At 64.7% G+C, this 26,177-nt stretch carries 24 protein-coding genes; 11 read left to right on the plus strand and 13 right to left on the minus strand.

The features are described from left to right. Positions 1 to 157: 157 nt before the first annotated feature. The 3 genes from fdxA to ACQY4S_RS06230 all read right to left on the minus strand — a co-directional run bounded on the left by fdxA (position 158) and on the right by ACQY4S_RS06230 (position 3,526). The gene (gene fdxA / locus ACQY4S_RS06220) at positions 158 to 490 is read right to left on the minus strand and encodes a ferredoxin FdxA (RefSeq protein ID WP_428484320.1); all 333 of its coding nucleotides are present in this window, start codon (positions 488 to 490) and stop codon (positions 158 to 160) included. A 40-nt stretch (positions 491 to 530) separates the two neighbouring features. Next, positions 531 to 863 carry an RNA-binding S4 domain-containing protein gene (locus ACQY4S_RS06225; RefSeq protein ID WP_428484321.1) on the minus strand — a complete coding sequence of 111 codons (333 nt, stop codon included), beginning with the start codon at positions 861 to 863 and terminating at the stop codon, positions 531 to 533. Positions 864 to 1,012: 149 nt separating this feature from the next. Beyond that, positions 1,013 to 3,526 (minus strand): helicase-related protein, encoded by a 2,514-nt coding sequence (locus ACQY4S_RS06230; RefSeq protein WP_428484322.1) that lies wholly within the window; start codon positions 3,524 to 3,526, stop codon positions 1,013 to 1,015. 246 nt (positions 3,527 to 3,772) lie between these two features. Between ACQY4S_RS06230 and aspS the strand changes: the two genes are divergently transcribed. Then, on the plus strand, positions 3,773 to 5,566 hold the full coding sequence (gene aspS / locus ACQY4S_RS06235) for an aspartate--tRNA ligase (RefSeq protein WP_428484323.1): 1,794 nt from the start codon (positions 3,773 to 3,775) through the stop codon (positions 5,564 to 5,566). A gap of 82 nt (positions 5,567 to 5,648) precedes the next feature. After that, positions 5,649 to 6,467, plus strand: a complete 819-nt coding sequence (locus ACQY4S_RS06240) for a cell envelope integrity EipB family protein (RefSeq protein ID WP_428484324.1) — start codon at positions 5,649 to 5,651, stop codon at positions 6,465 to 6,467. A gap of 253 nt (positions 6,468 to 6,720) precedes the next feature. On the opposite strand, the gene ACQY4S_RS06245 is transcribed toward ACQY4S_RS06240, so the two are convergent. Continuing rightward, positions 6,721 to 7,044, minus strand: coding sequence for a hypothetical protein (locus ACQY4S_RS06245; RefSeq protein WP_428484325.1), 324 nt, complete (start codon positions 7,042 to 7,044; stop codon positions 6,721 to 6,723). Positions 7,045 to 7,076: 32 nt separating this feature from the next. Between ACQY4S_RS06245 and ACQY4S_RS06250 the strand changes: the two genes are divergently transcribed. Continuing rightward, positions 7,077 to 7,805 carry a maleate cis-trans isomerase family protein gene (locus tag ACQY4S_RS06250; RefSeq protein WP_428484326.1) on the plus strand — a complete coding sequence of 243 codons (729 nt, stop codon included), beginning with the start codon at positions 7,077 to 7,079 and terminating at the stop codon, positions 7,803 to 7,805. Between the two features lie 699 nt (positions 7,806 to 8,504). On the opposite strand, the gene ccmB is transcribed toward ACQY4S_RS06250, so the two are convergent. Together ccmB and ccmA are read right to left on the minus strand one after the other, a co-directional pair. Next, positions 8,505 to 9,170 carry a heme exporter protein CcmB gene (gene ccmB, locus ACQY4S_RS06255; RefSeq protein WP_428484327.1) on the minus strand — a complete coding sequence of 222 codons (666 nt, stop codon included), beginning with the start codon at positions 9,168 to 9,170 and terminating at the stop codon, positions 8,505 to 8,507. After that, positions 9,170 to 9,763, minus strand: a complete 594-nt coding sequence (gene ccmA / locus ACQY4S_RS06260; RefSeq protein ID WP_428484328.1) for a heme ABC exporter ATP-binding protein CcmA — start codon at positions 9,761 to 9,763, stop codon at positions 9,170 to 9,172. The genes ccmB and ccmA overlap by 1 nt, the downstream gene beginning before the upstream one ends. 164 nt (positions 9,764 to 9,927) lie before the next feature. On the opposite strand from ccmA, the gene acnA reads away from it, so the two are divergent. Then, positions 9,928 to 12,621 carry an aconitate hydratase AcnA gene (gene acnA / locus ACQY4S_RS06265; protein WP_428484329.1) on the plus strand — a complete coding sequence of 898 codons (2,694 nt, stop codon included), beginning with the start codon at positions 9,928 to 9,930 and terminating at the stop codon, positions 12,619 to 12,621. A 332-nt stretch (positions 12,622 to 12,953) separates the two neighbouring features. On the opposite strand, the gene ACQY4S_RS06270 is transcribed toward acnA, so the two are convergent. Beyond that, on the minus strand, positions 12,954 to 13,901 hold the full coding sequence (locus ACQY4S_RS06270; protein ID WP_428484330.1) for a threonine/serine dehydratase: 948 nt from the start codon (positions 13,899 to 13,901) through the stop codon (positions 12,954 to 12,956). An 82-nt stretch (positions 13,902 to 13,983) separates the two neighbouring features. Here ACQY4S_RS06270 and ACQY4S_RS06275 point away from each other — a divergent pair, with 82 nt between their 5' ends. The 5 genes from ACQY4S_RS06275 to ptsP all read left to right on the plus strand — a co-directional run bounded on the left by ACQY4S_RS06275 (position 13,984) and on the right by ptsP (position 18,098). Continuing rightward, complete coding sequence (locus ACQY4S_RS06275) at positions 13,984 to 14,430, plus strand: HPr kinase/phosphorylase (protein WP_428484644.1); 447 nt, start codon at positions 13,984 to 13,986, stop codon at positions 14,428 to 14,430. Then, positions 14,427 to 15,434: an RNase adapter RapZ gene (gene rapZ / locus ACQY4S_RS06280; RefSeq protein WP_428484331.1), complete on the plus strand. Its 1,008-nt coding sequence runs from the start codon at positions 14,427 to 14,429 to the stop codon at positions 15,432 to 15,434. Before ACQY4S_RS06275 ends, rapZ begins: the two co-directional genes overlap by 4 nt. A 75-nt stretch (positions 15,435 to 15,509) precedes the next feature. Further along, positions 15,510 to 15,941: a PTS sugar transporter subunit IIA gene (locus ACQY4S_RS06285; RefSeq protein WP_428484332.1), complete on the plus strand. Its 432-nt coding sequence runs from the start codon at positions 15,510 to 15,512 to the stop codon at positions 15,939 to 15,941. Next, on the plus strand, positions 15,938 to 16,252 hold the full coding sequence (locus tag ACQY4S_RS06290) for an HPr family phosphocarrier protein (protein WP_428484333.1): 315 nt from the start codon (positions 15,938 to 15,940) through the stop codon (positions 16,250 to 16,252). Before ACQY4S_RS06285 ends, ACQY4S_RS06290 begins: the two co-directional genes overlap by 4 nt. Beyond that, on the plus strand, positions 16,239 to 18,098 hold the full coding sequence (gene ptsP, locus ACQY4S_RS06295) for a phosphoenolpyruvate--protein phosphotransferase (protein WP_428484334.1): 1,860 nt from the start codon (positions 16,239 to 16,241) through the stop codon (positions 18,096 to 18,098). Before ACQY4S_RS06290 ends, ptsP begins: the two co-directional genes overlap by 14 nt. A gap of 41 nt (positions 18,099 to 18,139) precedes the next feature. Here the strand turns inward: ptsP and ACQY4S_RS06300 are convergent, their stop codons facing one another. From ACQY4S_RS06300 to ACQY4S_RS06310, 3 genes are all read right to left on the minus strand, one after another. Continuing rightward, positions 18,140 to 19,180 (minus strand): SDR family oxidoreductase, encoded by a 1,041-nt coding sequence (locus ACQY4S_RS06300; RefSeq protein WP_428484335.1) that lies wholly within the window; start codon positions 19,178 to 19,180, stop codon positions 18,140 to 18,142. 406 nt (positions 19,181 to 19,586) lie between these two features. Beyond that, positions 19,587 to 19,910, minus strand: a complete 324-nt coding sequence (locus ACQY4S_RS06305) for a type II toxin-antitoxin system RelE/ParE family toxin (RefSeq protein ID WP_428484336.1) — start codon at positions 19,908 to 19,910, stop codon at positions 19,587 to 19,589. Beyond that, positions 19,894 to 20,181, minus strand: coding sequence for a type II toxin-antitoxin system Phd/YefM family antitoxin (locus tag ACQY4S_RS06310; protein ID WP_428484337.1), 288 nt, complete (start codon positions 20,179 to 20,181; stop codon positions 19,894 to 19,896). The genes ACQY4S_RS06305 and ACQY4S_RS06310 overlap by 17 nt, the downstream gene beginning before the upstream one ends. A gap of 447 nt (positions 20,182 to 20,628) precedes the next feature. Between ACQY4S_RS06310 and ACQY4S_RS06315 the strand changes: the two genes are divergently transcribed. Together ACQY4S_RS06315 and zwf are read left to right on the plus strand one after the other, a co-directional pair. Beyond that, positions 20,629 to 21,420 (plus strand): enoyl-CoA hydratase-related protein, encoded by a 792-nt coding sequence (locus tag ACQY4S_RS06315; protein WP_428484338.1) that lies wholly within the window; start codon positions 20,629 to 20,631, stop codon positions 21,418 to 21,420. A 147-nt stretch (positions 21,421 to 21,567) separates the two neighbouring features. After that, positions 21,568 to 23,067, plus strand: a complete 1,500-nt coding sequence (gene zwf, locus ACQY4S_RS06320) for a glucose-6-phosphate dehydrogenase (RefSeq protein WP_428484339.1) — start codon at positions 21,568 to 21,570, stop codon at positions 23,065 to 23,067. A 167-nt stretch (positions 23,068 to 23,234) separates the two neighbouring features. Here zwf and ACQY4S_RS06325 read toward each other — a convergent pair whose 3' ends face one another. The 3 genes from ACQY4S_RS06325 to ACQY4S_RS06335 all read right to left on the minus strand — a co-directional run bounded on the left by ACQY4S_RS06325 (position 23,235) and on the right by ACQY4S_RS06335 (position 26,174). Next, on the minus strand, positions 23,235 to 23,675 hold the full coding sequence (locus ACQY4S_RS06325; protein WP_428484340.1) for a DUF6197 family protein: 441 nt from the start codon (positions 23,673 to 23,675) through the stop codon (positions 23,235 to 23,237). 120 nt (positions 23,676 to 23,795) lie between these two features. Further along, on the minus strand, positions 23,796 to 25,472 hold the full coding sequence (locus ACQY4S_RS06330) for a stimulus-sensing domain-containing protein (protein ID WP_428484341.1): 1,677 nt from the start codon (positions 25,470 to 25,472) through the stop codon (positions 23,796 to 23,798). After that, the gene (locus tag ACQY4S_RS06335; RefSeq protein ID WP_428484342.1) at positions 25,473 to 26,174 is read right to left on the minus strand and encodes a response regulator transcription factor; all 702 of its coding nucleotides are present in this window, start codon (positions 26,172 to 26,174) and stop codon (positions 25,473 to 25,475) included. Positions 26,175 to 26,177 lie beyond the last annotated feature (3 nt).

Below are 26,177 nucleotides of genomic sequence, written 5' to 3' on the forward strand. Positions count from 1 at the left end.
TTGCGTCCAGCAAAATTATGCCCCGGCGGCTGGGTTCACCGCCTAAACCTCGCCCTCCGGCATCCCCGCACGACACGGGAATATCCAGCCTGTGCATGAGACGATAGCATAACATGGTCGCCGCGTCAGGAGGTGTTCGAGGAGCGCGGAGCCGCGGTTACGGCTTGCCAGGTTCAGGGTCGAAGATTCCAGCCTTTCCAGGCTTGTCCTTCCACTCATCCGCGTCATCCGGCTGGGTCCCTTTACGGGTGATGTTCGGCCAGAGCACCGCATAGGTGCGGTTCTGTTCCACCCAATCCGTCGCCTTGTCATCGCTGTCGGGCACGATTGCCTCGGCCGGGCATTCCGGCTCGCAGACGCCGCAGTCGATGCATTCGTCCGGGTGGATCACCAGCATGTTGGCGCCGACGTAAAAACAGTCGACCGGGCAGACCTCGACACAGTCCATGTACTTGCAGCGAATACAGTTTTCGGTGACCACGTAGGTCATGCGCAACCCCTGAATGGAGGAGAACCCGGCCCAGGGCCGATCATTGGATGCCGCGATATGCCGAGGATTCCGCTTCGGCGCAAGGTGTTGCTGGCCGTTCCGTGATATCAGCATAGAGGCATTTCGCCTCTGCCGCCGGTCCACGCCGCAGGGCGAGGCATTGAACGCGCACCACCCGCACTGAGCCATGCACCGGGATGGTCAGCACATCGCCAATTCGCAACTTGGCATGCGGCTTGATAGTGGGCTGGCGGTTGATGCGGATGCGGCCTTGCGCCGCCAGGCTGGTGCAATCGGCGCGGGCGCGCATGAAGCGGGCGCACCAGAGCCATTTGTCCAGCCGCTGCCAGTCGCGGTCCTCCTGGTCAGCCATGGTGGTAACCCGGATGGCGGGAAGCAAGCGCGGGACGCCGCAACTGCCCCAGTCGTCTCCTCCCACGGCATCTTATGGACGGGTTCAAAGGGCCGTCGGCCCTTTGCGGGTCCAGGGCAGCGCCCTGGCCTGGCTGTTCTTCTCCCACGCTACCGCCGCAGTGCCGCCAGGGCAGCAAACGGACCACTGGCCCGCACCAGGGGCCGCGGCGCCTCGACCACGGCGCGCCGCCGCCGCGGCGGCAGCAGCATTGCCGGCGCCGGCGGCCCGTGCTGATCCGGTTCAAGCCCGGCCGCCGGCAGGACGCGAAAGCCAAGCTGGCGCAGCACTGCCGGCAGCAGGTCAGCCTTGACGGCGAAGCGGGAAGCCAGGCCGGAGGGCAGCGCCGAGGGGCCGCGACGCAACCGAAACCCCAGCTCGCCGGCGATCTTTTCCGCGACATCCAGGCGCAGCAGGATCGGTCCGGCCTCCACCCAGCCAACGGCGGCGGCAAACCCCGCCGGCCAGGCCGTCTGCTGCGCCGGAACCGAAACCAGGGCGGCATCGGGCAGCTCCGGTGTCGCGATGCCGCTGCAAAGTGCCCACAGACGCGCCCGCATGGCCGCCGCGCGCGGCTTCATCAGCGCCGGCATGAACAAGGCGAAGCGGCCTGATCGCACGCCCAAGGCGCGCAATGCGGCTCGCACTGCCGGCGCCAGGGTTTCCTCGTCAAGACCAGGGATCAAACCAAGGGCTTGCGTCAGTCGATGCAGCGGTCCGCGCAGCGCAGGGGCTGATTGTACGGCCGTCTCGGCCGCGAACAACGGCGCCAGGTCGGCGCTGATCTGCCCATCCAGCCAGGTTTGCAGCCGGCGCCTGACCCGTTCCCTCTCGGCACCGTCGAGAAATTCGCTGTCCAGCACCTGCACCTTGGGCCGCAGCGGAGTCGTGCCGCGCATCAGGCGTGCGATGGGAACGTCGGTCCAGGTGACAAGGTGGTCGCGGGTCAAGGCGAAACCGGCATCCGCCGCTGTTTCCACGGCGCCGACACGGCGCGGCATTTCCGCCCGCAATGCTCGCCGGGCCGCGCGCAGCACCAGCTTCTTCTCGTCGCCAACCGCCGCCGGATCGGGAACGAAGCCAAAGCCCGCCACGTGGCCGACCGAATGACCCTCTACCACTACGTCGCCCCGCGTGGTGACAGCAGAGAGCAGGTCCTCCCCGTCACTGCCGTCCAGCCGGCGCATCAGGTGTGCGGCGCGGCGATCGACAAAGCGGCTGATCAGACGCTCATGCAACGCGTCCGACAGCTTGTCCTCGACCTGTCGCGCGCACGCCTGCCAGTGCAGCGTGTCCTTCACCCAGTCCGAGCGGGCGGCGATGTAGGACCAGACCCGGACACCCGACAGGCGCTGCATCAGCGTGTCGATATCGCCCTCCGCCCGGTCCAGCGCGCCGATCTGGCTGGCGAGCCAATCGGTCGGCACCTCGGTCTCCCGCGCGACGTGGTCGAACACGCGGGCGCACAGACGGGTATGGGTATCATCCGCCAGCTTGCGGAAATCCGGGATCTGGCAGGCATCCCACAGCAGCCGCATGCGATTTCTTCCGTGTGCCAGCCGGCGGACGTCCGGATCACGCGACAGCGCCAGCAGCGTCTCCAGATCCGACGAGTCGTTGCCTCGCACCAAGCCCTGGCGCGGCGGCGGCGGCGTCAGACTGTCCAGCAGCGCCTCGACGCCGGAAAAATCCAGCTCACTGTTGCGCCAGCACAGCGTGTCCAACGCCTCGAACTGATGCGCCTCCACCGCGCGGACGAGTTCATCCGACAATGGCGGGCACTGCGTCGTGGTGCCGAAGGTGCCGTCCTTCATCCCACGGCCCGCCCGTCCGGCGATCTGTCCGACCTCGGACGCGGTCAGCCGGCGCGGCCGGTGGCCGTCGAATTTGCCCAACCCGGCGAACGCGACATGATCGACGTTCATGTTCAGGCCCATGCCGATGGCGTCGGTGGCCACGAGGAAATCGACCTCACGGTCCTGATACAGCGCCACCTGGGCGTTGCGGGTGCGCGGCGACAACCGTCCCATCACCACGGCGCAGCCGCCCTTCCGCCGCCTGATCAATTCGGCGATGGCGTAGACCTCGGCGGCACTGAAGGCGACCACGGCGGTGCGCGGCGGCAGGCGGACCAGCTTGGCCGGCCCAGCATAGGTCAGTTGCGACAACCGGGGTCTGGTGTCCACCTGGGCGTTCGGCACCAGGCGTTGCAGCAGCGGGCGGATCGTCTCGCTGCCCAGGAACATCGTCTCCACCATGCCTCGGGCATGCAGCAGGCGGTCGGTGAAGACGTGGCCGCGATCGGGGTCGGCACAGAGCTGGATCTCGTCCACCGCGACGAACTCGGTGGCGCGGTCGAGCGGCATGGCCTCGACCGTGCAGGAGAACCAGCGGGCTTCCGGCGGGATGATCTTTTCCTCGCCGGTGATCAGCGCGACATATCGGGCGCCCTTTCGGGCCACCATGCGGTCGTAGTTCTCACGGGCCAACAGGCGCAGCGGAAAGCCGATGACGCCGGATGCGTGGGCCAGCAACCGCTCGATGGCGAGATGCGTCTTGCCGGTGTTCGTCGGGCCGAGGACAGCCTTGACGCGAGCGGTGAAGCCAGAGTCGGAGCCGAGCATGTGTGGATGTTTGGATGTTGCGGCGTGGAATGCAAGCGGGGAATTAAGCAAGGCCGGGGCGCTGCCCCGAACCCCGCCAAGGGACGACGCCCCTTGGAACCATTCAAATGGCGGGTTTCAGGGGCATCAGTCCTTAGCGGGTCTGGGCAGAGCCCTGCCTTCCTGCTGATCACGCACGCCGCTTGACTTGAAGAACGCAGCCGGGCTTGTGTGCCGGCGTTGATACGGTTGCCGGGACACCAGACGATGCACGCCTATCGTAGTCATACATGCGGCGCCTTGCGGGCCGCCGATGCCGGCCAGCAGGTCCGCCTGTCGGGCTGGGTACATTCCAAGCGCGACCATGGCGGCCTGCTGTTCATCGACCTGCGCGACCATTACGGCATCACCCAGTGCGTCTTCGCCGCCGGCTCCGCCGCCTTCGACGCCGCCGACCGGGTCCGGCCGGAAAGCGTGATCACCGTTACCGGCCAGGTGGTGATGCGGGAGACCGGCACCATCAACCCAAGGCTGCCGACCGGGGAGATCGAGCTGCGCGTCGCTGACCTGGTGGTGCAATCGGCCGCCGAAGTCCTGCCGATGCAGGTCGCCGGGGAGGAACGCTTTCCGGAAGATATCCGCCTGAGATACCGTTTCATCGACCTGCGGCGGGAGAAGCTGCACAAGAACATGGTGCTCCGGTCGCGGGTGATCACCTCGGTCCGCCAGCGCATGATCGCGGCGGGATTCCTGGAATACCAGACACCGATCCTGACCGCGTCCTCCCCCGAAGGCGCCCGTGACTTCCTGGTGCCGGCGCGCATGCACCCGGGGAAGTTCTATGCGCTGCCACAGGCGCCGCAGCAGTTCAAGCAGTTGCTGATGGTCGCCGGGTTCGACCGGTATTTTCAGATCGCGCCGTGCTTCCGTGACGAGGCCTCGCGTGCCGACCGTTCCCCCGGAGAGTTCTACCAGCTCGATTTCGAGATGAGCTACGTCACCCAGGAAGACGTGTTCGCCACGATCGAGCCGGTGATCGCCGGCGTGTTCCAGGAGTTCTCGGACGGCCGGATCGTGACCAGCCCGCCTTTTCCACGCATCCCCTATGACACCGCGATGCTGCAATTCGGCTCCGACAAGCCCGACCTGCGCAACCCGATCCGGATTGCCGACGTGACCGAACATTACGCCGGTTCGGGTTTCGGCCTGTTCGCCCGTATCGCCGCGTCCGGCGGCACCGTGCGTGCCATCCCCGCGCCCGGCGCCGGCAGCCAGCCGCGCAGCTTCTTCGACAAGCTGAACGACTGGGCCAAGAACGAGGGCCAGGGCGGGCTGGGCTACATCGTCTACGACCCTGACGGTCCAAAAGGCCCAATCGCGCGCAACCTGGAAGCCGACCGGGCCGAGGCGATCCGTATTGCCAGCGGCGCCAAGCCAGGCGACGCCGTGTTCTTCGTCGGCGGCAAGAAGGACACCGCCGCGAAATTCGCCGGCACTGTCCGGACCCGGCTGGCCGACGAACTTGGGCTGCTCGAGACCAACGCCTTCCGCTTCTGCTGGGTGACCGACTTCCCGATGTACGAACTGAACGAGGAAACCGGCCAGATCGACTTCAGCCACAACCCGTTCAGCATGCCGCAGGGCGAGCTGGCGGCGCTGAACACCCAGGACCCGCTGACCATCAAGGCCTACCAGTACGATATTGTCTGCAACGGGATCGAGCTATCCTCTGGCGCGATCCGCAACCACCGCCCGGACATCATGATCCGCGCCTTCGAGATTGCCGGCTATGCAGCGGCGGACGTGGAAGCCCGCTTCGGCGGCATGTTGAACGCCTTCCGCTATGGCGCTCCGCCGCATGGCGGGTCGGCGCCCGGCATCGACCGGATGGTCATGCTGCTGGCCGACGAGCCAAATATCCGGGAGGTCATCCCCTTCCCGCTCAATCAGCAGGGCGAGGACCTTCTCATGGGCGCACCCGCCGAAATCACGCCTGCCCGGCTCAAGGAATTGTCGCTCAGGCTCGATCTGCCGCCAAAGACGCGGGTCACGGGTGGCTGAGGCCGCGATTTGCGCAAGCATCAGCGGTAGCGCGATCCCGGCGGTCATCTTATCCTGGTGGGATTGTCTTGCGGAGTTCTCAATGCGTTTCCCCGCTGCGCTTGCCGCGCTGCTTCTGACCGCCAATGTCGTAGCCCAGCCGGCCGGCGCCGCGAGTGCACCGGTGCCGCCTCCGGCGTCGACCGGGCTGCTGGCACATCGCGCGCTTTATACGCTGACCCTGGGTTCGGCCAAAGGCGGCGACGTGATCGCGGCCCACGGCACGATGGGATACGAGGTCACCGATGCCTGCGATGGGTGGGCGGTACGGCAGCGGCTACGCATGACCATTACCAATGCGGATGGCCAGGACATCGAGATGTCCTCGGATTATGCCACCTGGGAGGCCAAAAGCGGCCTGAAGTTTCGCTATCATGTGCGGCAGATGACGGATGAAGCGGTCACCAGCCAGACCGATGGGGAAGCTTCCCTGCAACGCACGGGCGGCTCGGGCGAAGCGCACTACACCAGCCCGCATGACAGCATCAGCACGCTGCCCGCCGGCACGCTGTTCCCGATGATGCATACGTCAGCAATTATCGCGGCGGCGCGCGACAGGAAGCGGTTCCTGGCCTTGCCGCTGTTCGATGGCACCGACGAAAACGGCGTGGAGGATAGCTTTATTGTTATCCTGAACTGGAATCCGCCCTTCGCCACCAAATGGCCGGTGCTTTCGGGACTTCCCAGCACCCGTGTCCACCTGTCGTTCTTCGACCACCAGCCCAACACGATGACGCCAAGCTATGAGGTGGGAATGCGGTATTGGGAGAATGGGGTTGCCGACGACATGCAAATGGACTTCGGCGATTTTGTCATGAATGCAAAAATGAGCGAGTTCACACCGCAGCCCCGGCATTGCTAGGGGCGGGATTGCCCCGAGCGGCCGTAGATATTCTCCCGCCTCTCATGCGTTGGTTGTCGTCCCATAGGCATAGTTCGCTTGTTACAAGATCCGATGGCAATGCGGATTGTTGGGGCGGATGGCCGGGTAAACCTCCGGCCCATATCGCATCGATTTGGTATCATGCGGGAAACCAGTCGCTGGGACAGACCCTGTCACGGATTCTGCCAGCCGGTGCACATGAGGACAGCTTCGGCTGGAAAGTTCCGTGCCTTCACGTGTCCTTGCCACCCTTGTCGGTCGGTTTGACCTCCGGTTCCCAATGATGAGCGGTTTCGGTGGCGTGACGGTCAGAGGTGGGCGTGCCGGTCGGCTGAGCTTCAACATCACGTTCGTCAGACGGCTCGGCAGGTACTTCCGCGCCAGTAATGCCGGAGTTCGCGGGCGGATCGCTGGCCGGGAAAGTGTCTTCCACGGCCCGGTCCTGCGCCTGGTCGCGTTCTCCGTGCTGCTGTTTCGTCGTCATGGTCTCGGTTCTCTTCAGGCAGGATGCCTGTCTCCAATGCAACGCGTCAGGCGGATCAAGGTTTGCCATCATGGCTGGTTCCTGGCGTTATAAGAAAGGTTGTCATGAACGCACCTGTCCGCCTGGGTATGCTCACGCCGTCCTCCAACACGACGCTGGAGCCAGTGACAACATCGATGGTGGCGGCGCTGGATGACGTGTCGATGCACTACGCCCGGTTCCGGGTGACCGAGATCGCGCTGACCGAGACGGCTCTGGCGCAATTCGACGATAGCGCGATCCTGGCCGCGGCGGAGCTTCTGGCGGATGCCAAGATGGACGTGATCGCCTGGAATGGAACCTCGGCCGGCTGGCTGGGCTTCGAGGCGGATGAACGCCTGTGCCAGCGGATCACGGCGGCGACCGGCATCCGGGCCGGCACGTCGATGCTGGCGCTGAACGAGATCCTGGCTGCCACCCAGGTCAAGCGGTTCGGGTTGGTGACGCCCTATATCGCACCGGTCCAGGACCGGCTCATCGCCAACTACGCGAAACTGGGGTATGAGTGTGTAGCCGAACCAGGTTTGGGCATTCAGGACAACTTCGCGTTTTCCCAGGTGGCGGACGAGATGCTGATCGCGATGGTCCGCGCGGTTGCCGTGCACAAGCCGGATGCGATCGGGATCATCTGCACAAATCTACGATCGGCACCGCTGGTAGCAACACTGGAGCAGGAGATCGGGATTCCGATCTACGACACCATCGCCACAGCCGTCTGGAAAAGCCTGCGGCTGGCGGGGGTCAATCCGGCGCGGATCAGCGGATGGGGAAAGATCTTTGACGTCGTGGGCTGAATCCGCTGGTCGTCCCGAACTTGCCTATGCCGTCTGACCTGTCGAAGCAGCGCGACGCGCCATGCCGCGCTTTTGAACCCTGATATGAGGTTAAGAGCCTAAGGGTCTGAATTCTCTTGATCAACCAGCGTTGATTGCGACAGTCCGTAACGAGTTCGGCGTGATGCCGGAACTGCGCCACGATGCCTGCCACACAGCCGTGATTGGTCCGTGATCCTTGTCAAGGCTCGCAGCCCCGAATGGCAAGCTGTAATCGGCTGGTGGCGTCGGCGCGGCATTGCGTTCCATCCCGTCCTGGCCAGGCGCAACCGCCACGACGACACGACGTTCGCTCAGGACCAGGGTGAGGAATGGTCAATGGCAACAGATCCGTCGCAAGACCCGATTGCAAAGAAGATGGCCTGACCAGGGGATGAAGTGCCGCCTGGCACGCCAGGCTCCGGGGACGATGTTTGCCCGCGCTGCAATGGTTCCGGAAAAGCGGCAGCACAGGAATGCGAATACTGCTCGGGAACGGGCGTCATCACGCGCGCGATCGGCGGCGCCTGAGCCTCCGCCGGACAGCGTCTCGCGTTGGCAGAACCGGTGGCGCCAGGGCTGTGGACCGTCGATTGTCGCCATTGATGGTGGCGTCCGGACGTGAAGTGGATGCTTGCACCGCAGGCAGTCCCGATGCTGATGCCTGACGTAGGATTCACCCTACTCCACCGCCGCGCGCAGCGCCGCTCCGGCGGCGATCGGGCAGAGCGGCACCGCCGCTGCCAGCATCGCCGCCAGCAGCAACAGATGCGGCCGGGGCGACAGGCCGGTGGACACCGCGTCGGCGGCGCCGACCCCGAAGATCAGCACTGGGGTGACCAGCGGCAGGATCAGCAGCGGCAGCAGGACGCCACTGCGTCGGGCGCCCAACACGATCGCCGCCCCCATCGTGCCGAACAGCGACAGCAGCGGGCTGCCCAGCAGCAGGCCGAGCAGCAGGACGGGAAGTGAGGCGTCTGGTATGCGCAGCATGACCGCCACCGGACCGGCGGCCAATAACAAGGGTACGCCGGTGGCCAGCCAGTGCGCCACCGCCTTGGCGCCGGCAATGGCAAAGGCCGGCAGGCCGGACAGCAGCAGCAGGTCGAGCGACCCATCCTCCTGATCCGCGCCGAACAGCCGGTCCAGCGGCAACAGTGCGGCCAGCAGAGCGCAGACCCAGACGATGCCGGGCGCGATTCGCCCCAGCGTTTCCGGCGCTGGGCCGATCGCCAGGGGGAACAGCGACGCCGTCACCAGAAAGAACAGCAGTGCGGCCGTGGTGTCCGCACCGTGTCGGACAGACAGGCGCAAGTCGCGCGCCAGCACAGCCAGGAAAGCGCGCATCAGCCCAGCCGGAAGCTGGCCGCGTCAGGCAGCGGCAGAGGCACATGGGTGGCGGCCACCACCATGCCGCCGCCGGCTCGATGCGCCGCGAGCAGCGCCCCGAACCGCTCGATGGACGCGGTATCCAGCCCCAGCGTCGGCTCATCCAGCAGCCACAGCGGTGCATCCGACAGCACCAGCCGCGACAATGCCAGGCGGCGCTTCTGCCCTGCCGACAGCATGCGTGCCGGCAGGTCGGCCAACGGCTGCAACGCCAGCGCCGCCAACGCGCCGCCCACCGGACGCCCCGCCATGCGGGCAGCCAGGCGCAGATTTTCCGACACCGTCAGCCCAGGCTTCACCGCATCCAGATGTCCGACATAGGCAATCCGGCGGCCGTGTTCAGCAAGGTCCGCCAAGGCGTCTTCACCCCGCCACAGCAGCCGGCCGGCGACCGGCCGCACCAGTCCCGCCAGCAGCCGCAGCAGGGTCGACTTTCCCGAGCCGTTGGCGCCGGCCAGTACCAGGGCACCCCCCGCCGGGACGCTGAATTCCAGGTCGCGGAATACCAGTCGTTCGCCGCGGAAAACCGCCAGAGCCTCCGCGGTCAACACATCAATCCCTCGAGTCAAGGCATTTGCGCCAGATTAGGGCCGGTGGACGATCACCGGCCGGTGTGGTTAAAGCCGAACCACGGAAAGTATTTCATTCGCGGCGCGCACTCCACCCCCGCCGCGACAATGGGAAGGCGTCCCGCGATCCGGGACGATAGACACGAATGACAACAGTTGGTCAGGACACCCTCAAGACGCGCAGCACGCTGATGGTGGACGGCAAGGCGTATGTGTATTTCTCCCTGCCGGAGGCGGCGAAGACCCTGGGCGACATGTCCCGCCTGCCGGTCAGCCTGAAGGTTCTGCTGGAAAACGTGCTGCGGTTCGAGGACGGACGTAGCTACAAGGTCGATGATGCCAAGGCGATCGTCGGCTGGCTGGAAAAAGCCGGTTCCACCGCCGAAGTCCCATTCAAGCCGGCGCGCATCCTGATGCAGGACTTCACCGGCGTGCCCGGTGTGGTCGATCTGGCCGCGATGCGCGACGGCATCACCCGCCTGGGCGGTGACCCGCAGAAGGTAAACCCGCTGATCCCGGTTGACCTGGTGATCGACCATTCGGTGATGGTCGATGTCTCCGCTACCGCTAACGCACTGCAAGAGAACGTCGAGGTCGAGTTCGAGCGGAATGGCGAGCGCTACAAGTTCCTGCGGTGGGGCCAGGACGCGTTCGATAATTTCCGTGTCGTGCCGCCCGGCACCGGCATCTGCCATCAGGTGAACCTGGAGTACCTCGGCCAGTGCGTCTGGACGTCCAGCAGAGCCGGCACGACCTACGCCTATCCCGATACACTCTATGGCACCGACAGCCATACCACGATGGTGAACGGCCTGGGCATCCTCGGCTGGGGCGTCGGCGGCATCGAGGCCGAAGCCGCCATGCTGGGTCAGCCGATCGCCATGCTGATCCCCGACGTGATCGGCTTCCGCCTGACCGGCAAGATGCCGGAGGGCGCCACGGCGACGGACCTCGTGCTGACCGTGACGCAGATGTTGCGGCGCAAGGGCGTGGTTGGGAAGTTCGTCGAGTTCTTTGGGCCGGGCCTGGACGATCTCGGCCTGCCGGACCGCGCCACCATCGGCAACATGGCGCCGGAATACGGTGCCACCTGCGGCTTCTTTCCGGTCGACAAGGTCGCGCTGGACTATCTGCGCCTGTCCGGCCGCGACACCCATCGTATCGCGCTGGTCGAAGCGTATTTGAAGGTGCAGGGCATGTTCCACGAGCCCGGCAAGCCTGATCCGATCTTCACCGATACGCTGGAGCTTGATCTTGGTGCGGTGCTGCCCAGCATGGCGGGACCGAAGCGGCCGCAGGACCGGGTGCTGCTGAAGGATGTCGCCGCATCGTTCAAGGCCGACCTGACAAGCAGCCTGGGCGTGCCGGCCAATGACGTCGGCAAATCTATCAAGGTCGAGGGGAGGAATTTCGACATCACCCATGGTGACGTGGTGATCGCGGCGATCACGTCGTGCACCAACACGTCCAATCCATCCGTGCTGGTGGCGGCCGGGCTGGTGGCCCGCAAGGCGCGGGCAAAGGGGCTGAAGCCGAAGCCCTGGGTGAAGACATCGCTGGCGCCGGGTTCCCAGGTGGTGACCGATTATCTGGACAAGGCCGGGCTGACCGCCGATCTGGACGCGCTTGGCTTTCAGACTGTCGGCTATGGCTGCACCACCTGCATCGGCAACTCCGGTCCGCTGGACGATGCGATCGTCGATGCGATTGAGGACCACAAGCTGGTCGGCGCGGCGGTGATCTCCGGCAATCGCAACTTCGAAGGCCGCGTGCATGCCAATGTGCGGGCGAATTACCTGGCGTCGCCGCCGCTGGTGGTCGCCTACGCGCTGCTGGGGAAGGTGACGGAGGACATCACTACCGTGCCGCTGGGCACCGGGACGGACGGACAGCCGGTGTACCTGAAGGACGTCTGGCCGACCAACAAGGAGATCGCCGACCTGATCGCTACCAGCCTGTCGCGCGAGCAGTTCCTGTCGCGCTACGGCGAGGTGTTCAAGGGGCCGAAGCAGTGGCAGGCGATCGAGGTCGATGGCGACAACGCCACCTACCGCTGGTCCGACGGCTCCACCTACGTGAAGAATCCGCCCTACTTCGACGGCATCACCATGGAGCCGAAGCCGGTCGGTGACATCACCGGTGCAAGGATCCTGGCGGAACTGGGCGACAGCATCACCACGGATCATATCAGCCCGGCCGGATCGATCCGGAAGACCTCGCCGGCCGGCGACTACCTGCTGGAGCGGCAGGTGCAGCAGAAGGATTTCAACAGCTACGGCGCCCGCCGCGGCAACCACGAAATCATGATGCGGGGCACGTTCGCGAATATCCGCATTCGGAACGAGATGCTGAGCAACGTCGAGGGCGGCATGACCAAGCATCTGCCGTCCGGGGAGATGCTGCCGATCTACGACGCGGCGATGAAGTACAAGGCGGAAGGCGTGCCGCTGGTGATCTTCGGCGGCAAGGAGTACGGCACTGGATCATCGCGCGACTGGGCGGCCAAGGGAACCATGCTGCTGGGGGTCAAGGCGGTGATCGTGGAAAGCTTCGAGCGGATCCATCGGTCCAACCTGGTGGGCATGGGCGTGCTGCCGCTGGTGTTCAAGCCGGGCATGAACCGGACCTCGCTGGGCATCACCGGCGATGAGCTTGTCGACATAACAGGGCTCGACAGCATCACGCCGCGGATGGAACTGTCGCTGGTCATCCACCGGGCGAGCGGGACGGTGGACACGGTGCCGGTGATCTGCCGGATCGATACGGTGGACGAGGTGGCGTATTACCAGCACGGCGGGATTCTGCAGTACGTGCTGCGGGGGATGGCCAAGGCCGCCTGAGGCGGGATCACCTAGGGTGGACCGGCCCGCGAATGGACCGGCCCATTCCCCTATCGCTTTTTGATGATGATCTTGACTTTTATGATCACGATCACCAACATGAGCAACAGGAAGTCAGGATGGTTCAGCATCCCTGCCTCCAGGTGTTAAGCCGACGGGATGATCCCCGTCGGCTTTTTCATTTTGTCGGGCAGGTATGAATGAATCGTTGATGGCGCCGAACTGTCTGGCTGCCTTCGGGACATGGTGCGCGAGCCCTTGGCAACGATGCCGATGGCAAGCCGCCGCACGCCATGATGCGATAAGCGTGTCACGCCTGCGTCTGGACTGCCTTACCCGATGCCGGCGATGCTGGCGGGGTCAGTATTGGCGCCGCAGATCAATATGCCGACCCGAGCCCCATTGGGCGGCTGGAAACGACCGGACAACAGGGCGGCTGTCGCGGTCGCGCCGCCCGGTTCGGCGATCAGCCGAAATCGCTCCCAAAGCAACCTTTGCGTCGTCAGGATTGCCGCGTCCGGCACCAGCACCGACTGGGCGACAAAGCGGGCGGCGATCGGGAACATCGTGGTTCCGACTCGCCTGGCACCCAGGCTGTCCGCGGCCACGCCGCCGACCGGCGCATCCACCGGATGCCCTGCGCACAACGCGTCGTGCAGTGTTGGACAACCTTCGGGCTCGACGCTGACCACGGCGGCGCTGCCGGCGTACCAGGCGGCGATGCCGCCGATCAAGCCGCCGCCACCGGTGGCGATCAGGACATGCGTCAGATCAGGCGCGTCCCGCTCGAACTCCTGCCCGGCGGTACCCTGTCCGGCTAGTACATCGACATGATCGTAGGCATGAATATCCAGCGCCCCGGTCTCCGCCTGGCGCTGCCGACAGGCCAATAGGGCCTCGGCATAGGTCTTGCCCTGCTGGATCACGCGGGCGCCGTAGCTGGCGATGCGGGCCACCTTGGCGGCGGGCGTGGTCGTCGGAACGAAGATCTCCGCCCGCAGCTCAAGACATCGCGCGGCATAGGCGACGGCTGCGCCATGGTTGCCGCCGGATGCCGCGATCACGCCGGCGGCGGAGATCTTGGTTGACAGCAATCGGTTGAACGCTCCACGCGGCTTGAAGCTGCCGGCGTGCTGCAGCAGCTCCAGTTTCAGCGCCACCGGCACGCTGCCTCGGTCCTGAAGGCCGAGATCGGCGCCGGTTATCCGCAGGACTGGCGTATGGCGGACATATCCGGCTATGCGCACAGAAGCCGCCGCGATGGCATTCCGATCAATCATTGTCGCCTCACGCTGACATGGGCCGCATTCTCCGACAAGCCGCTTCCTTTTTCCCCGCGCTGCGCCCAAGGTGCGCGCGATGATGAGCCAGCGGCGCATGCACGGAAGCTGCGTGTCCAGGAACGGTGAGGCTGTACTGATGGTCGGTCCATCAGGATCCGGTAAATCCGATCTCGCGCTTCGGCTGATCGCGCGCGGTTTCGATCTGGTAGCTGACGATCAGGTGAACATACGGGACAACATGGTTTCGTGCTCAGCCGAACTGGCGGGGCTGCTGGAGGCGAGAGGGCTTGGCATCGTGCGTCTCCCATACCGTGCGACAGCGCACCTGGCGTTGATTGTCGAGCTTGGTCCGCGCAGCCTTGGTCCGCTGAATGAGCGGATGCCGGAACCACAGATCCATCCGCTGCTTGGATGCCCTGTGGTGCGGATCGATGCGGCCGCGCCGTCCGCGCCGGAACGGGTGGCGCTGGCGCTTGATTGTGCACTCGGCCTGGTGACACAGGTGGCCGGCGCGTTCGCCGCATGAGCGACACCGCATCCTTGGCTGTGGTGATCGTGTCTGGACTTTCCGGCGGCGGCAAGGCTTCGGTGCTGCGCGCGCTCGAGGATGTCGGCTACGAAGCGGTGGACAATCCGCCGCTTCAGATGCTGGAGGACATGGTGGCGCGCGGCGATCATAAGCTGGCGGTGGGGATCGATGCCCGCACCCGCGGCTTCGACGCGACCATGGTGCTGGAAGCCATCGGCCGGTTGCGCGCCAACCCGGCCCTGCGGGTGGAACTGGTCTACACCTGGGCGGATGAGGCCACCTTGCTGCGTCGTTTCACCGAGACCCGGCGGCGCCACCCTCTGGTGCCGCAGGGGCGGGTGTTGGACGGCATTGCCGCGGAACAGGTCCTGACAGCCGACTTACGGCAGCATGCAGACCTTGTAGTGGATACCTCCGACCTGCCGCTGGCCGGGCTGCGACGACTGATCGAGCAGCACTTCGGCGCCGGGACGGGCAACGAGCAAAGCCGGATGGTGGTGTCGCTGATCTCGTTTGCCTATCCCAGGGGCCTGCCGCCAGAAGCGGATCTGGTATTCGATGCACGCTTTTTGCGCAACCCGCACTACGATCCCATATTGCGCTCAGGCACAGGCCTTGATGAAGCAGTTGCCGCCTATGTGGAGGCCGACCCGGATTTCGCAAATTATTTTACCCGGCTCACGGAGTTCGTCGACTTTGTGTTGCCTCGATTTGTGCAGGAAGGAAAAAAATATGCAACTATCACGATTGGGTGTACAGGTGGTCGCCACAGGTCCGTCCATCTGATTGAAAAACTGGCGAATCATCTCACGAATTATGTTCCGGCGGCGCTGAACAGCCCGGACGATACTAGGCATTGGCGGCTGCATGTCACGCATCGGGAACTTGCCCGGGAAGGCATGCAGGGCGGCTTCCTGACGGAGCGCCCGGTTGCGCTGCATGAGGAATCGGACTTAGACAAAGAGGCGCGGACCTTGACGGCTTATCCGCAGGAGGCCTGAAGGCAACACAATGGTAACATGTGAAGATCGCGGACAACCTGGTCCGGCAGCGTTCCAGGATATTCTGGTTCGCTTATGATCGGTATGGTCCTGGTTACGCATGGGCGACTCGCGGAGGAATTGCGGTCCGCCATGGAACATGTTGTCGGCGCGCAGCGAAACGTCGATACCGTCTGCGTCGGGCCGGAAGACGACATGGAAAACCGCCGCGCCGAGATCGAAGCCTGTATCGGCCGCTGCGACACCGGCGACGGCGTCGTCTTGCTGACGGATATGTTCGGCGGCACGCCCTGCAACCTCGCCATCTCCATGATGGAGCGCAAGGGGGTGGAGGTCATCGCCGGGGTAAACCTGCCGATGTTGGTCAAGCTGGCCAAGGTCAGATCAAAGCAGCCGTTGGCCGATGCGGTGAATTATGCCGAGGAAGCCGGACGCAAGTACATCGCCGCCGCATCCCATGTCCTGCACGGCTGCAAGGTGAACGGGTCCGGCGGAACCTGCGGATGACCGGCCAGGTGCCGGTCGAGCCGCTGCCGTCCGGCTCCGCGGTGCTTTCCCGCATTGTCATCATCTGCAACAAGCGCGGCCTGCATGCCCGCGCCGCCGCCCGCTTCGTCACCATGGCGGAGCGCTTCGGTGCGTCCGTTGATGTGCTGCGCGACGGTCAGACCGTCTCGGCTCGCTCGATCATGGGCCTGATGATGCTGGGTGCCGGCCACGGCTCGGAAATCGAGCTGCAGGCCGAGGGCTGGGATGCCAGGGAGGCGCTGGACGCTCTGGCAGCCCTGGTCGAAGCCGGCTTCGATGAACCGGATTGATCCACCGCCGCCGCAGCACAAGCGACTGGCCCACCTTGCCCTCGCTTCCGCCGAAGCACGACCGGAGCGCCGGTTCGCCGGGATTGCGGTATCCGCCGGCATCGCCATAGGGCCGGTGTTCGGCACGACCGAGCCCGAAGCCAAGATCACCCATCACAAGATCCCGGCGACCGACATCGCCGCGGAGGGCGCCCGGCTGGAAGCCGCCATCATTCAGTCCCGCAAGCAACTGGCGAAACTGCGGGTTCGGCTGGCGGTGCTGCCGGAAGAAAGCCAGGCCGAGATCGCGCCGCTGATCGAGGCGTACATCCGCATGCTCGGTCCGTCTCGCCTGGTGCGCGGCGTCCGGCGGCGAATCGAGGAGACGTTGCTGTCCGCCGAGACCGCCGTGATGACCGAAGCCGAGGCGATCGGCGACGCCATCATGGCGCAGGCGGAACCCGGCCTGTCAGCGGAGGACCTTGCCGGCTTGCAACGCCGAGCCGACGAAATCAAGGAAATCGCTCGGCGGCTGGTGCGGAATCTGACACGGGCGCCATTCCGCAGCTTCGCGGGGCTGCCAGCGGGCGCCATCCTGGTCAGCGAATCGTTGCGGCCGGCGGATGCGGCGCTGCTGGACCCGTCACGGCTGGCTGGGGTTGCCACCGAGGAGGGCGGTGCGGACGGTCATACCGCGGTGATGCTGCGGGCTCTTGGCGTGCCCGCCGTGCTGGGTGCGGCTGGACTGGCGCATGCGATCCAGCTCGGTGACGTGGCGGTGGTGGACGGCATTTCCGGCATGGTGACGCTGAACCCCTCGCCGCTGGCAACGGCGGCAGCCCGGCGCGGGGTAACGGCCTTCGCGCGTGAGCGGCAGAAATACGCCCGGCTGCGCCGCCTGCCGGCACAGACCCAGGACGGCGAGGTGGTGGAGCTGCAAGCCAATCTGGAGCTGCCGATCGAGCTTCCGCTGATCGTTCAGTCCGGTGCGGTGGGCATCGGCCTGTTGCGAACCGAGTTCATGTTCATGAACCGGGAAACGGTGCCGGACGAGGATACGCAGGCCGAAAGCTATCGCGGTATTGTCGAGGCGATGCATGGCGATCCGGTCTGCATCCGTGTGCTGGACTGGGGCGGGGAGAAGGAGATCGAGGCACTGTCCGCCGCCGGGATCGTGCCGGAAATCGCCGATGCCAATCCGGCTTTGGGACTTCGCGGCATCCGGCTGCTGCTGCGGCGGCCGGAACTGCTGGAAACGCAGCTTTCCGCGATTCTGCGGGCGTCCTCCGCCGGGCCGGTGCGGGTGCTCCTGCCAATGGTGACGAATGTCAGGGAGGTGCGGGCGGCGCGTGAGCTCTACGAGCGAGTTGCCCGCAGGCTGCGCCGGCGCGGTGAGCGAATTCCGGAGAAACTGCCGCCGCTGGGGATCATGATCGAGACGCCGGGTGCCGCCCTGTCCGCCGACGCGCTGGCACTGGAAGCGGACTTCTTCGCCATCGGCACCAACGACCTGACCGCCTACACCCTGGCCGTGGATCGGGCGGAGGTGGATGTCGCGGAGCTGTACGACCCGATCCATCCGGCGGTGCTGCGGCTGGTGCAATTCGCCGTCGAAGCGGCATTGCGCATGCGGATGCCGGTTTCGGTCTGTGGAGAGCTGGCGGCGAACCCTCGGCTGACGCCGCTGCTGCTGGGGCTTGGCGTGCGGTCGTTAAGCATGAACGCGTCGGCGGTGCCTCGGGTGAAGCAGGCTGTACGAGCGGTTGAGATCGCCGCCTGCGTCCGGTTTTCCAGGCGATTGATGGAGCAGGCCGATCCGGAACGGATAAAGGCGATGGTGGACGGGTTTGGCCGCAACGTGGAGTGACCGGCGAGCAGGTGGATCGGCCGAACCTGGCAACGTCCAGCCTATCGCCGGCCGCGTGCCGCATAGAACACACCCATTGCCAACAGGCCGAACCCGAACCGCATGGCGGCGGGGCTTTTGCTGATCGTCCATTGGATGCTGGATGCGAGCGACTCGCGGTCAAAAGGTCCGTGCGTGCCCGACGGCTTGGTGGACGCCGTGAATGTGTTTGGGTCACGGGCGGACACAACCGCTGCACGCGTGGTTTTTTGCGCCGCGACACCGACCAGTCCGACCAGGTGGTCGAGCAGGTCCGGCGCGATCGTATTGCCGACAGCGAAGCCGACGGTCGATCCGGTGACACGCCACTCACGCCGCCTGGAGGTGGCGGCAAGGTAGATCGCTTCCCCAAGCAGCTCCGGCTGATAGACCGGCGGCGGCGGACGCGGCGCCTTGTCCATCACCGAGCCGGCGTGGCTGTAGAACGGCGTGTTCACCGCGGGAGGATGGACCATGGTGATCTGAACCGCCGACCGCTCGTTGATCAGTTCGGAGCGTACCGCTTCGGTGAAGCCACGCAGGCCATATTTTGACGTCGAGTAGGCGGACTGCAGCGCTATGCCGCGATAGGAGACCGCGGAGAGGATCTGCACGATGGTTCCGCGGTTGCGCGGCTTCATCCGGCTCAGCGCGATGCGGGTTCCGTTGACGGTTCCCATGACGTTGACATCGATGACGCGACGGAACGCCTCTTCCGGCACATCCGTGAACTTGCCGTAGAAGCCGATGCCGGCGTTGTTGATCCAGACGTCGATGGGGCCGAACGCCGTTTCGATCTCGGTCGCGGCCAGTTCCAGTGCCGCGGAGTCGGACACATCGGCCATGGCGACGTGTCCGATACCGCCGGCCATTTCCACTTCGCTCTTCGCATCGCGCAACGCCGCTTCGCCGCGACCGATCAAACCGATCTGCCAGCCGTGTTGCGCGAAGCGCAGCGCCGCGGCGAGGCCAATCCCGGACCCGGCACCGGTTATCACGACGGTCTTGCGCGTCCGATCGCCGGCTGCTGTCAACGCGGGGGTAAAGCTTTCTGACTGGGCCATGGTCACCGTAATGATCTATAAGAACACATTGTGGAATTTGGCACTTTCTGCGTCCCGGAAGCCAACGGGAAGGCATCGTTGTCGCTGGCCAGGCCGCTGATTCCGCCCGCCGTTGGACAAGCCGCATCCGCGCAGGGCTTGTTTAGCCGCTGGATTGCGGCTTGAAGTTTGTCTATACACATGAGCATGCGGCGCGCGCTCCTTCAGGACCAGGATCAGATGTGCGCCAACGGCCATCGCTGTCGTCTGGTTGCCGGATGCCGCAAACGTGCGTGAAGGCGTTGCTGCCTTGTACATGCGTCATTCGCCGCAGCGCTGCACGCTCCCCACGGCGCGATAATATTGGGGCGATAGTATCCGGCGATCGAGCCTGATTTGCCGCCGCCATTTCTCCACAGACCAAGGCTCATGGAACAGCGTCGTTGTCCGTTTCATCTTTCTGGAAGGCGTCGCGCGCGCCATGGCGGATGTGCAGCACAGTGACGATGCTGTTGCGCTCGTCGACCGCATGGATAATCCGGTAGCGGTGCCGCTTGCGGCCGTAAAGCAGGTGGCGCAGGTCGGCGTTTTTGGGGATGGGCGTTCCTCTGGCCGAGTGCTCATCAAGGCTTAGGACGGCCTGCTCATTGAACCAGGCGCGGGCCTGGGCGCTGTCGTCGGCGCTGATGGTCAGGTAGATGCGTCGGAGGTTCCGGGCAGCTCGCTCCGTCAGGTCAACGCGATATGCCATGCTCCGCGCGGATTTCATCGAATATCCCGCGCGCGGGGCGGGTGCGCCCGTTCCGCAAGTCCTCAAGTCCCTGCCGGATGGCTTCGGCCGCTCTGACATCGGCGGCAAGGTCAAGAAGGTGCTGGTAGGCTTCGGCGTCCTGCACCACCGCCGCCGCTTTGCCGTTCACCGTCAGGATCATTGGTCGCTTGGTGTCCTTAAGGTGCTGCATAATTTCCGCTGAATGGTTGCGGAAGGCGGTCATTGGCTGGATATCTTTGGTGACGTCCATAAGAACGCGCCCGTGTAGAGATTACTTAATAAGGTATTGTGATGAGAGGTGGATTTAGCAAGGCATTTCCCCCCCGTAGGAATACGGTCCGACTGCCAACTTCATGTGCAACGTGCAACGTAATACCTGCTACAATTGCATGAACAGTGGCCAATATGAGCGGAGTGACAGGAGCGACCGACTTGTCTCCGCATAACCGCGGCCTGACCCCGAACGTGGAAACTCAATGCGCGACTCAACCCTTCGCAAACTCTACCTAGAAGCGCTGCATGGCAGAGGTGGAGGCCAAGGCGCCGGCCTTTGGTCGATCGCGGCGGAGGCAGGCGCCTGGTGCAATTGGCCGGCATTCATGCCGTTCGCCACGCCGGCCTGGCCCTTGCCAACCATACGCGGTTCGGCAATCTCTCGCTGCGAGCGATCCCGGCAACGGCCAAAGTGGAGACGCCAATGACCCAGCCCGTGGTCCTGCTGTCCGTCGATCCGCGTGGGGTAGCAACCGTCACGCTCAACCGGCCGGAGGTTGGGAACGCCTACAACGCCGAGATGCTGGACGCCTTGATTGACGGCCTGCGGCGTCTCGCCGCCGATCCCGCCGTCCGCTGCCTGGTGATCCGGGGCGCCGGCAAGCACTTCCAGGCCGGTGCCGACATACGCTGGCTTGGCGAGGTCGCCGATTATCCGCCGGCGGAAAACCATGCCGCCTCAATCGCAACCACGCGTGCGATGCAACTTCTGAACGAGTTCCCCAAGCCGACCATCGCCCTGGTCCATGGTGCCTGCTTCGGTGGCGGTGTCGGCATCGTCTGCTGCGCCGATGTCGCCTTCGCCACGCCGGACTCCCAGTTCGGCATTACCGAAATCCGTGTCGGTGTCGCTCCGACGCCGATCTCCACCCACATGGTCAACGCCATCGGCCTGCGGCACACGCGGCGTTACGCCCTGACCGGAGAACGCTTCAATGCCCATGAGGCTGAACGAATCGGCCTGATCCACGAGGTCGTCTCAGACGACGCGATGGAAGCGAAGCTGGCGACTGTTATCGATGCGGTGTTCCTGGGAGGCCCAACCGCGATCGCCATGACGAAACGCAGTTTCCTCGGCGCCAACGGCCTGTTGCTGGACGAACGGCAGGTGGCGATGCTGTCGCATGAGGGCTGGACCCAGCGCCACTCGGTTGAGGGCCATGAAGGCACCACCGCATTTCGGGAGAAGCGCAAACCGGCCTGGTATGTGCCTTGAACGTAATCATCTCGCATCTTTGTGATCCCATCAGGGGCGGCTGACTCTCATCTGACTGACATGACAGACCCGAAAATGCCCCACACGACCGGCCAGGTTCTTACGGCGCCACCCCGGCGGTCGCCCAAACCGCCAGGTCCGTGCGCCATGATCATCTTTGGCGCCGGGGGAGACCTGACGAAGCGGCTGCTGGTGCCGGCGCTGTACAACCTCGCCACCACTCACCTGTTACCGGAGCGGTTCGCCCTGATCGGTGTCGATCTGGCCGACGTCACAGTGGACGCGTGGCGCGACAGCCTGCACAAGATGATGGAGAGTTTCGTCGGCAAGGTGGGCAGCGAAAGCAAGATTGATAAAGTCGATGACGACATCTGGGGCCGGCTGACGCGGAACATTTCCTATGTCCGCGGCGACCTGATAGACGCGGGGCTTTATGAAACGTTGAAGTCGCATCTTGGCGGTCTAGAGAAAGACACCGGCGGCAACTGCCTGTTCTATCTTGCTGTCGCCGATCGCTTCTTCGGCCCGGTGGTGACCCATGTCGGCAAGGCCGGCCTGTTCGACGAACAGCTTGATCATGACGGGAAGCCAACCCGGTGGCGGCGCGTGGTGATCGAAAAGCCGTTCGGCCACGATGAAGCCTCGGCGCGAGAGCTGAACCAGGCCATCCTGCGCTGTGCCGCGGAGCACCAGATCTTCCGGATCGACCACTTCCTTGGCAAGGAGACGGTGCAGAACATCATGGCGCTGCGCTTTGCCAATGGCATGTTCGAGCCGCTTTGGAACCGCGACCGGATCGACCATGTGCAGATCACCGTGGCGGAGACGGTCGGTGTGGAAACCCGAGGCCGGTTTTATGAAAAGACCGGCGCGCTGCGCGACATGGTGCCCAACCATGTGTTTCAGCTTCTCGCCATGGTGGCGATGGAACCGCCCGCCGGTTTTGACGCACAGGCGGTGCGCAACCGCAAGACGGATGTCTTCTCCGCACTGCATACGGTGGACCCGAAAGATGTGGTGCGCGGTCAATACGGTGCCGGTCCGGATGGCGCCGTGGCGTATCGCGACGAGAGGGATGTCGATCCGGCGTCCAGCACCGAGACCTATGTTGCCATGCGGCTGTCGATTGATAACTGGCGATGGGCGGGCGTGCCCTTCTATCTGCGCACCGGCAAGCACATGTCCCATCGCTTCTCGGAAATCGCCATCCGGTTCAAGCCGGCACCCTACGCGCCGTTCGAGGACACCAACGTCGCCGCCTTGCCGCCGAACTGGCTGCTGCTGGACATCCAGCCGGATGAAGGCATAGCCCTGCAGTTCGAGGTGAAGCGACCGGGTGCCGTCGTCGACCTGGCGGCCGTGCGGATGGCTTTCCGTTACGATGACTGGTTCGCGCGTGAGCCGAACATTGGCTACGAAACGTTGATCTACGACGTGATGACGGGTGACCAGACGCTTTTCAATCGCGCCGACATGGTCGAGGAAACCTGGCGGGTGGTGCAGCCGGTGCTGGATGCCTGGTCGAGGAACGAGGCCGAAGGCTTCCCGAACTACGCCTCAGGCAGCGATGGACCGGAAGCGGCGAACGCGCTGCTGGAACGCGATGGGCGGGCTTGGCGGCCGGTAGGGCCGAGCAAAGGGCGATAGACGGGTTACGAGGAAACCCGGCCAACCCGCGGGTCAGCCGGAGTTCTGCCAAATTCGGCTGGCTTAAAGCGCGATTGGTTTAGGTTGACCCACGAATCGCGCTTTAACTCATTGTCTGATCGCGTGATTCATGCCTTCTGACTGGGTCAGCCTCAGGCGATCACGCTCTACACCGACGGCGATGCCCGGCTGATCGCTTCGTCGAACGCTGAAAGCACCTGCCGGTGAGTCGAGTTGTCGTTCATGCTTTCGATATCGTTGAACCCGCGGCTCATGGCGACCGAAAGTAGCAGCGTGTTGGCTCCGGTCTGCGGTCCATGCACGTTGAGCAGACGAGCCGCACCGCGCAAGGCGCCGACAGCACAACGGCGTCCGTCACGGGTTTCGTAACGGCGTTGAACCCAGTCTTTCCTGTCCTCGATCAACGCTCGACCGATTGTCAGCACCTGTATGGTCGCCGCATCGGGCTGCGTTGCCGGAATTGGCTGGAACATATGGGCAGGAACAGATTTCGCGACGGGCGGGATGCCCAGCGCGAAGTGTGATAGGCGCATCCAGATCGAAGGCTTCGCTTGGGTCGTCAGGTAGCCAAGGCCATCAAACGGCATGGGTGCCTCCCATGGTTAAAGACGAGTGAAGATTTAAACACGATTTCCGCCCGCGTGTTTAGAGCGCACGATAATTTGGTAATACGAACAGGGCTTGACCGAAAAAATTCTTGCAAACGATCAAACCGTCGGCAAGCGGACGATAAAGCGCGCCCCCTGCACCCGGCCAGCGGCGTCGCGCCGGTTTTCAGCCGAGATCTGCCCCCCCAGCGCCTCGACGATCTGGCGGCTGATCGAGAGGCCCAGGCCGGAGTGGTGCCCAAAGCTCTCGCTCTTCGGCCTTTCGGAGTAGAACCGGTCGAAGATATGTTCCAGATTGGCATTGGGGATGCCGGGTCCTTCATCCTCGACGCAAAGCTCCGCCATCCCGCCGGCTTCCCGCACGCGCACGACGATCCGCCCGCGCGGCGGGCTGAATGAGTGGGCGTTGCCGATCAGGTTGCGCAGCACCTGCACCAGCCGGTCCTCCACCGCCCAGACAGCCATCCCGTTAGGCGGTGCGACGACATCCAGCTTCGGATCGGTGTCCGCGTCGCGCGTGGCTTCATTCAGCTCCTGCAAGGTGCGCAGGATTGGCACCACGTCCACCGGTTCGGCGGTCACCCGCGACAGTTCGGCGTCCAGTCGCGACGCATCGCTGACGTCGCTGATCAGCCGGTCCAGCCGCACCACGTCCTGGGCAATGATGGTCAGCAACTGGCGCTGCCGCCCTGGATCATCAATCCGGCGCAGGGTCTCGATCGCGCTGCGGATCGACGACAGCGGGTTCTTGATCTCGTGCGCCACGTCGGCGGCGAAGCGTTCGATGGCATCCATCCGCTCCCACAGCGCGGCGGCGGAGTCCGCCAAGGCCGAGGCCAGCATTCCGACCTCATCGCGCCGCGCCAGCAGCGCCGGCGGCACGCTGCCGGATCGGCCGCGGCCTTCCCGCATGTCGGCCGCCGCTTCCGCCAGGCGCAGGATCGGGCGGGCGATGGTCAGGGACATGTACCACGACAGCAGGACGGTCAGTGCCAGCGCCATGCCGAACAGCGCCAGGATCGACATGCGTACGGTGAACAGGCTTTCATCGACCTCCTGCGCGTCCCGCGTCAGGGAAATGATCCCGACGGTGTGCTTGTCGCGCTCCACCGGGACGGCAACCGTCACCAGCAGATGATTGTCCCGGGTGCGGCGGATGTAAGGTGGCGTCTGGTTGCTGTCTCCGGAACTGTTCAGCCGGAGTTCCTGCTTCACATCCGGCTGCCATTCGGGACCGCCGGCGGATGCGGTGACATCGACCAGCGTGGACGGCGCCTGATGCGGCAGCAGCGACAGGACCGCGTCATAGATCCGGCCGATCATGCCGAGCACCGGGCCATGGTCCGCTGCGGGCGGCAGCGGTTCGGTGGTGATCGTGCCGTCGGGCCCAGGCCGCAGCCGCGAATCAGCCAGGATGGTACCGTCGGGGGCGTATAAACGAGCCTGAGCATCGGGCGTCGGTTCGGTCAGGCGGCGCAGCAGGGATCTGGCGACCTCGGGGACCAGACGGGGATTGTCGGGGTCGGTGGTGCGCACCGCACTTTCGCCCAGCGCGCCCGCGAAGACGCGTGCCTGCTCACGCAGTGCCGTGACCTGCGCTTCCAGCAATCCGTTCTGGTACTGGTCGAGATACATCAGCGCAACCACCAGCAGTGCCAGCGGCAGGGCGTTGACCAGCAGGATGCGCCGCAGCAGCGGCGACACCCAGCGCTGGCGGAACCGCGGCGTGCGGGTGGCCGCTCGACTTAACCCAGAGAGGATTCCGCCGTCGGGCAATCACTGCTCCTTGTAGCGGTAGCCAATACCATAGAGCGTTTCAATATGGGTGAATTCCTCGTCGCCGATGCGGAACTTCTTGCGTATCCGCTTCACGTGGCTGTCGATGGTGCGGTCGTCGACGTAGATGTTTTCCCCATAAGCGGCGTCGATAAGCTGGTCGCGGCTTTTCACCATGCCGGGGCGGGCGGCGAGCGCCTTTACCAGCAGGAACTCGGTAACGGTCAATTGAATGTCGTGGCCGCGCCAGACGCACTGATGCTTGGTCTCGTCCAGGATCAGGTCGCCGCGTGTCATCACACCACCCGGCGCGGTGCCGGAGCCTTCCGCCTTGCCGGCCTCATTCCGGCGCAGCAAGGCGCGGATGCGCTCGATCAGCAGGCGCTGGCTGAACGGCTTGGTGATGTAGTCGTCGGCGCCAAGCCGCAGGCCCATCAGTTCGTCAACCTCCTCGTCCTTCGAGGTGAGAAAGATCACCGGCATCGAGCTGCGCTGGCGCAGCCGTTGCAGCAGTTCCATGCCGTCCATGCGGGGCATCTTGATGTCCAGCACAGCCAAGTCGACCGGACGGGCGGTCAGTCCTTGCAGCGCGCTTTCGCCGTCGGTGAAGGTGCGAACGGTGAAGCCTTCCTGCTCCAGGGTCATCGAGACGCTCGTCAAGATGTTACGGTCGTCGTCGACCAGGGCGATGGTCTGCTTCATCGG

Source organism: Rhodopila sp. (assembly GCF_965276935.1).
GTDB lineage: Bacteria > Pseudomonadota > Alphaproteobacteria > Acetobacterales > Acetobacteraceae > Rhodopila.

What these genes read in the sequence shown, in the direction of transcription:
- fdxA (WP_428484320.1), bottom strand. Translation starts at nt 490, where the DNA reads ATGACCTACGTGGTCACCGAAAACTGTATTCGCTGCAAGTACATGGAC.
- ACQY4S_RS06225 (WP_428484321.1), bottom strand. Translation starts at nt 863, where the DNA reads ATGGCTGACCAGGAGGACCGCGACTGGCAGCGGCTGGACAAATGGCTC.
- ACQY4S_RS06230 (WP_428484322.1), bottom strand. Translation starts at nt 3,526, where the DNA reads ATGCTCGGCTCCGACTCTGGCTTCACCGCTCGCGTCAAGGCTGTCCTC.
- aspS (WP_428484323.1), top strand. Translation starts at nt 3,773, where the DNA reads ATGCACGCCTATCGTAGTCATACATGCGGCGCCTTGCGGGCCGCCGAT.
- ACQY4S_RS06240 (WP_428484324.1), top strand. Translation starts at nt 5,649, where the DNA reads ATGCGTTTCCCCGCTGCGCTTGCCGCGCTGCTTCTGACCGCCAATGTC.
- ACQY4S_RS06245 (WP_428484325.1), bottom strand. Translation starts at nt 7,044, where the DNA reads ATGATGGCAAACCTTGATCCGCCTGACGCGTTGCATTGGAGACAGGCA.
- ACQY4S_RS06250 (WP_428484326.1), top strand. Translation starts at nt 7,077, where the DNA reads ATGAACGCACCTGTCCGCCTGGGTATGCTCACGCCGTCCTCCAACACG.
- ccmB (WP_428484327.1), bottom strand. Translation starts at nt 9,170, where the DNA reads ATGCGCGCTTTCCTGGCTGTGCTGGCGCGCGACTTGCGCCTGTCTGTC.
- acnA (WP_428484329.1), top strand. Translation starts at nt 9,928, where the DNA reads ATGACAACAGTTGGTCAGGACACCCTCAAGACGCGCAGCACGCTGATG.
- ACQY4S_RS06270 (WP_428484330.1), bottom strand. Translation starts at nt 13,901, where the DNA reads ATGATTGATCGGAATGCCATCGCGGCGGCTTCTGTGCGCATAGCCGGA.
- ACQY4S_RS06275 (WP_428484644.1), top strand. Translation starts at nt 13,984, where the DNA reads ATGAGCCAGCGGCGCATGCACGGAAGCTGCGTGTCCAGGAACGGTGAG.
- rapZ (WP_428484331.1), top strand. Translation starts at nt 14,427, where the DNA reads ATGAGCGACACCGCATCCTTGGCTGTGGTGATCGTGTCTGGACTTTCC.
- ACQY4S_RS06285 (WP_428484332.1), top strand. Translation starts at nt 15,510, where the DNA reads ATGATCGGTATGGTCCTGGTTACGCATGGGCGACTCGCGGAGGAATTG.
- ACQY4S_RS06290 (WP_428484333.1), top strand. Translation starts at nt 15,938, where the DNA reads ATGACCGGCCAGGTGCCGGTCGAGCCGCTGCCGTCCGGCTCCGCGGTG.
- ptsP (WP_428484334.1), top strand. Translation starts at nt 16,239, where the DNA reads ATGAACCGGATTGATCCACCGCCGCCGCAGCACAAGCGACTGGCCCAC.
- ACQY4S_RS06300 (WP_428484335.1), bottom strand. Translation starts at nt 19,180, where the DNA reads ATGGCCCAGTCAGAAAGCTTTACCCCCGCGTTGACAGCAGCCGGCGAT.
- ACQY4S_RS06305 (WP_428484336.1), bottom strand. Translation starts at nt 19,910, where the DNA reads ATGGCATATCGCGTTGACCTGACGGAGCGAGCTGCCCGGAACCTCCGA.
- ACQY4S_RS06310 (WP_428484337.1), bottom strand. Translation starts at nt 20,181, where the DNA reads ATGGACGTCACCAAAGATATCCAGCCAATGACCGCCTTCCGCAACCAT.
- ACQY4S_RS06315 (WP_428484338.1), top strand. Translation starts at nt 20,629, where the DNA reads ATGACCCAGCCCGTGGTCCTGCTGTCCGTCGATCCGCGTGGGGTAGCA.
- zwf (WP_428484339.1), top strand. Translation starts at nt 21,568, where the DNA reads ATGATCATCTTTGGCGCCGGGGGAGACCTGACGAAGCGGCTGCTGGTG.
- ACQY4S_RS06325 (WP_428484340.1), bottom strand. Translation starts at nt 23,675, where the DNA reads ATGCCGTTTGATGGCCTTGGCTACCTGACGACCCAAGCGAAGCCTTCG.
- ACQY4S_RS06335 (WP_428484342.1), bottom strand. Translation starts at nt 26,174, where the DNA reads ATGAAGCAGACCATCGCCCTGGTCGACGACGACCGTAACATCTTGACG.